Source organism: Stackebrandtia sp. (assembly GCF_035643755.1).
Classification (GTDB): Bacteria; Actinomycetota; Actinomycetes; order Mycobacteriales; family Micromonosporaceae; genus Stackebrandtia.
The window spans coordinates 1-5,008 of record NZ_DASQPW010000270.1 but is presented as its reverse complement, the minus strand read 5'-3'; the positions used below and the strand labels follow the sequence as shown (position 1 = coordinate 5,008).

The following is a 5,008-nucleotide window of genomic DNA, read 5'->3' as shown; positions in this document are numbered from 1 at the left end:
CCGGGCTGCGCGGCGGGGGGCCGCGGCATGGCGATGGTGGACGCCTCGTCCATCTCCCAGGGCGACTCGTCGGCGGCGGGGGCGGGGGGTGCCGCCTGGGGGGCGGGGCTGGACGGCGCGGGGCCGTGCGCGAGCAGGGAGGTCGCCTGGGCGGGGGCCGGCGGCGGGGAGATCTCGGCGGTGACGGCCGAGTCCCGCTCGGCCGCCCGCGACGCCGATGGCGGCGGGAAGGAGGTGGCGGGGAAGCGCGGAAACTCCTGGGTGACGGCGTCGGCGGGGTCGACGGGCGTGGTGACGACGCGCGGGATCTGCTGGGTGGGGGCCGACCCCAGGCCTTCACTCATGGCGTGTCCTTCTCGCGTCGCGCGTTCGAAAGCTCCCTCACACTCTAGCCCCGTCGCCCCACGGGTTAGGGGTTCGCGGCGAGTGCGACGGTGAGCGCCGGGGCGAGGTCGCCGTGGCTGGGGGGAGCGATGTCGGGCAGGCCGAGCCAGCCCGCCAGCACCCGCAGCTCGGCGGCGAGTTCGCGGGCCACCAGTTCCAGGTCGCCGTCGACGTGCGGCTCCCGCCATGCCGCGGGTACCCGCAGCACGCCCGCCGCGCGGTCGGCCTTCAGGTCGACGCGGCCCACCAGCCTGTCGCCCAGCAGGAAGGGCAGCACGTAGTAGCCGTGGACCCGCTTGGCTTGCGGCACATAGATTTCGATGCGATAGAAGAAGTCCCACAGCCGCAGGACGCGGTCGCGGTGCCACACCACGGGGTCGAAGGGGCTCAGCAGGGCGCGGGCCCGAATCCGACGCGGGACGGCGAGGTCGCCGTGCACGTAGGTGGGCTTGGTCCAGCCGTCCACCGTGACCCGCCGCAGGGTGCCCGCGTCGACGAGTTCGCGCAGGGCGGCGCGGGAGTCGGCGACGGGGAGGCGGTAGTAGTCCCGCATCTCCTCCTCGGTGGACACGCCGAGGGACTGGGCGGCGTGGACCATGAGCTGGCGGGTGGCGTCGGCGCGGTCGGGCACGGGGGCGGCGAGGATGTGCTCGGGAATCACCCGCTCGGTGAGGTCGTAGACCCGCTCGAAGGACGGCCGCGCCGCCACGCTGATGCGTCCGCAGCGAAACAGCCACTCCAGGGCCTGCTTGGTGTCGCTCCAGTTCCAGCCCCAGTTGTCCTTGGCTCGCGGGCCCTCCTCCTCGAGCTGCCGCGCGGTGACGGGGCCCTCGGCGGCCACGGTGTCGTAGAGCCGATCCACCAGGCCGGGGTTGTCGCGGGCGACGCGCTGCATGCCGCCCCACGCGTGCTGTTCGGCGTTGTCCATTCGCCAGCGCAGCAGCGGGAAGGTCTCCACGGGCAGCAGCGACGCCGCGTGCCCCCAGTATTCGAACAGCTCGCGCTGCCGCCGCTTCCCGTACGCGACCTTGTCGACCACCGCGCGCGGGTAGGCGCCCAGCCGCGAGTACACGGGGACATAGTGGGCCCGCTCCAGCACGTACACGGAGTCGATCTGCAGCAGGCGGGTGCGGGCCAGCACCTTGCGCAGGTGACGGACGTCGACGGCGCCGCCGGGGCGCGGCTCGGCGAACCCCTGGGCCGCAAGCACAACGCGGCGCGCCTGCGCGTTGGTCAGTCTTTCCACAGCACTCACGCGGGCACCCTAACCGCCGGCTGCGACACGCCGTACGCTTATCCGCCGTGGCCCTGGGGTATGTACGTCCGGCGCGCGTCAGCGACGCCGAAGAGATCGCGCGCATCCAGTTGACGACATGGCGCACCGCCTTTTCGGGTTTCATCCCGACGTCCGTCATGGACGGTCTGGACGCCGCCTGGGTGGCGACCCGGTGGGAGGAGGCGTGCGCGAGCCCGCCGTCGCCGCTGTACCGGGTCTTCGTCGCCGTGGAGCAGGACGAATCGGACCGCTCTCGACTGTGGACTGTCGGCTTCGCCGCCGTCGGCGCGGGCGAGGAGGACGACGATCCCGCCGCGGGTGCGGTCACGGAACTGTTGGTGGAACCGCGTTTCGCACGCCGCGGCCACGGCAGCCGCCTGCTGTCGGCGGCGGTGGCGCACTGGCAGGAGCACCGGCTGGCCACCGCCTACGCGTGGTCCTTCACCCGCGACGCCGCCAGCCTCAACTTCTACCGCTCCGCGGGCTGGGACACCGACGGCACCCGCCGCAGTCTCGACATGGACGGCACCCCCGTCTCCCAGCTGCGGCTGCACACCGACATCACCGATTCGGACTGACGTCGCCGGGTTTGTCCTAATATGTCGGCGTGACGATCTCGAAACGCCCGCGCCGCGTCCTGGCCTGTCTCGCGACCGCCGGGCTGGCCCTGGTGTCCCTGAGCGGCTGTCTCAAGGTCGACCTGAACGCCACCGTGCGCTCCGACGACACCGTGGACGGCCACCTGACCGCGGCGGTGCGCACCGAGGCGATCGATGCCCTGGGGCATCGGCAGACCGACGCGTTCGTCAACCAGCTCACCGAGCAGGTGCCCGGGGCGGAGCGCACCGTCGCCTACCGCGCCGGCGGATTCGTCGGCAAGACCGTGTACTTCTCCGACGTCCCGCTGAAGGACTTCGGCACCAGGAACGCGTCGCAGACCGGCGCCTCCACCCTCCGCATCAGGCACGTCGACAACCGCTATGTGCTGCGCGGCGAGTGGGACCTGCCCAGCGCCGCCGACGCGGCGCCGAAGCTCGACGAGTCCATCGTGGAGAAGTCCGCCTTCACGGTTCGGATCACGTTCCCCGGCCATGTCACCGGCCACAATGGAAAACTGGACGGCGACACGGTGTCGTGGAAACTGGCTCTGGGCACCGACAACAGGCTGTTCGCCGAGTCCGACGAGGGCGCGTCGGTCAAGCTGGCGCTGATCGTCGGCGCGATCTGCGTGGGCCTGATGCTGCTCGTCATGCTGTTGCTGTTCATCAAGTTGCGCATCCATTCGGTGGGGTTTTCCCGATTACCGACGGCCGACAACGCGGCTATCTTTTGTCGCGTGCTCACTCGAACGCCCCTGCCGCTGCGGGTCCTGCTGTGCCTCTTCCTTACGGCCGCAACGGTTCTCATCCTGCCCTCCCCCGCCTCCGCCGACCCCGCGACGTCGCTTTCGGACGTCGGCGGCCTCATCGACAAGATCGTGCCGAAGCAGCTTTCCGACGGCGGGATCCCCGGCGCGATCGTCACCGTGGTCGCCGACGGAAAGACCGTGTTCGCCAAGGGTTACGGCAAGGCCGACGTCGACTCGGGTCGGCGCATGGACGCCCGGACCACCGGCTTCCACACCGCCTCGGAGGCGAAGCTGTACACCGCCACCGCCGTGCTCCAGCTCGTCGGCGAGGGCAAGCTCGACCTGGACGCCGACGTCAACCGCTACCTCAGGTCGTTCAAGGTCCCCGACGCCTTCGGCGAACCCGTGACCGTCCGCGACCTGCTGACCTTCACGTCGGGCTTCGACTACGACGTCTACGGCTGGTCGCAATGGGACGCCGCGCACCAGCCGTCCCTGGCCTCGTTCGCCAAGGACCAACTGCCCCAACGGGTCCGTGCGCCCGGCGAGTACATCGCCTACAACAACTACGACTACGTGCTGGCCGGTTACCTCGTGGAACTGGCCTCGGGGCAGTCGTACGGCGACTACGTCCACCGGCACGTGTTCGCGCCGCTGGGCATGGACCACACCAGCGCCGCCCGGCACCACCCCTCGGGGCTCGACTCCACGCTGGCCACGGGCTACCGCCCCGTCGACCGCGGCCAGGTCGCCACGCGCGGCCAGCTCAGCCCCGTGGCGCCCGCCGGCGGCGACACCATAACGTCCTCATCGGACATGGCGGCGTTCATGAAGGCCCAGCTGTCCGACGATCCCCGGCTCGGCGCGGGCGTGGCGAAGCAGCTGCGGCGCCAGCAGTTCACCTCGGACAAACGCATGCCGGGCATGGGTTTCGGTTTCGAGCAGCGGCCCCGCGACGGCCAGAAGGTGGCGTTCAAGGACGGCGACCTTCCCGGCATCCACCACGATCTCGCGCTGCTTCCCGACGCCGGGATCGGCATCCACGTCGTCTACAACGGCGACGGGGAGGACTCGGCGGCGTTTTGGGACGGCAAGCACCTGATCAACTCCGTCATCGACCACTACTTCACAAGGTCCGGCAAGGACGCCGCCACCGGCATCGGCGGTGACGTGTCGAAGTACGCCGGTTCCTACGAGGCGGCCCGCACCACGAGGTCGAACTTCGCCCGGGTCGCCACGCTGATGGCGCCGGTCACGGTGAGCGCCACCGGCTCCGGGAGGCTCCGGACCACCGGGCTGTCCGAGGACCCCAACGTCTCCACACAGGACTGGATCCAGGTGGACCCGGGCTACTTCGTCGAGATCGGCGGCGACCACACCCTGAGCTTCGACTCCTCCGAGGCCCTGATCTCCAGCGACCAACCCAGCTCCGCGTTCTTCAAACGCGACGGCCTCGACTCCCCCACCCTGCATCTGTGGACGCTGGCGCTCACCGCGCTCGTCCTGCTCGTCGCCCTGGCCTGGATCCCGATCCAGGCGCTGATCCGCCGGCTGCGGCACCGCGACCGCCACCCCCTCGGCGCCCGGGCCGCGCGCCTGCTGGCCTGGGTCACCTCCCTGGGCGTCGCTGGTTACCTCACCGGCTTCGCCATGGTCAACGCCGATTCCAACAAGCTGATGCAGGACTTCCTCACCGGGAACTGGCTGCTGTCCCTCACCCTCAACACCGCCACCTTCATCGGGGCGTTCGCCATCGCGCTGGTCGTCACGGCGGTGGTGGCGTGGGCACGGGGCTGGTGGACGGTCTCGGGACGCGTCGGCTACAGCGTGTGGGCGCTGGCGGCGGCGGGCTTCATGTGGATCGTCCTGACGTACAACCTGATCGGCGTGCCCGTCACGCTCACCGTCTAGCCACGATCGTGGTGCTAGTCGTCGACGAGTTCCTCGGCGTCGGCGTCGTCGCCTGCCGACTCGATCGCCTGGTGGATGAAGTTCGCCAG

The 5,008-nt window shown here is 70.5% G+C and carries 3 protein-coding genes and 1 pseudogene; 2 read left to right on the top strand and 2 right to left on the bottom strand.

Annotation, left to right across the window (positions count from 1 at the left end):
- Together VE172_RS20810 and VE172_RS20805 are read right to left on the bottom strand one after the other, a co-directional pair.
- Positions 1-344, bottom strand: a pseudogene (locus tag VE172_RS20810) (hypothetical protein); the annotation flags it as partial.
- A 65-nt stretch (positions 345-409) separates the two neighbouring features.
- Positions 410-1,639 (bottom strand): winged helix-turn-helix domain-containing protein, encoded by a 1,230-nt coding sequence (locus VE172_RS20805; RefSeq protein ID WP_324803910.1) that lies wholly within the window; start codon positions 1,637-1,639, stop codon positions 410-412.
- A 47-nt stretch (positions 1,640-1,686) separates the two neighbouring features.
- On the opposite strand from VE172_RS20805, the gene VE172_RS20800 reads away from it, so the two are divergent.
- Both VE172_RS20800 and VE172_RS20795 read left to right on the top strand, forming a co-directional pair.
- Positions 1,687-2,238 (top strand): GNAT family N-acetyltransferase, encoded by a 552-nt coding sequence (locus VE172_RS20800; RefSeq protein ID WP_324803909.1) that lies wholly within the window; start codon positions 1,687-1,689, stop codon positions 2,236-2,238.
- Positions 2,239-2,267: 29 nt separating this feature from the next.
- Positions 2,268-4,919, top strand: a complete 2,652-nt coding sequence (locus VE172_RS20795) for a serine hydrolase domain-containing protein (RefSeq protein WP_324803908.1) — start codon at positions 2,268-2,270, stop codon at positions 4,917-4,919.
- The last annotated feature ends 89 nt before the right edge of the window (positions 4,920-5,008 follow it).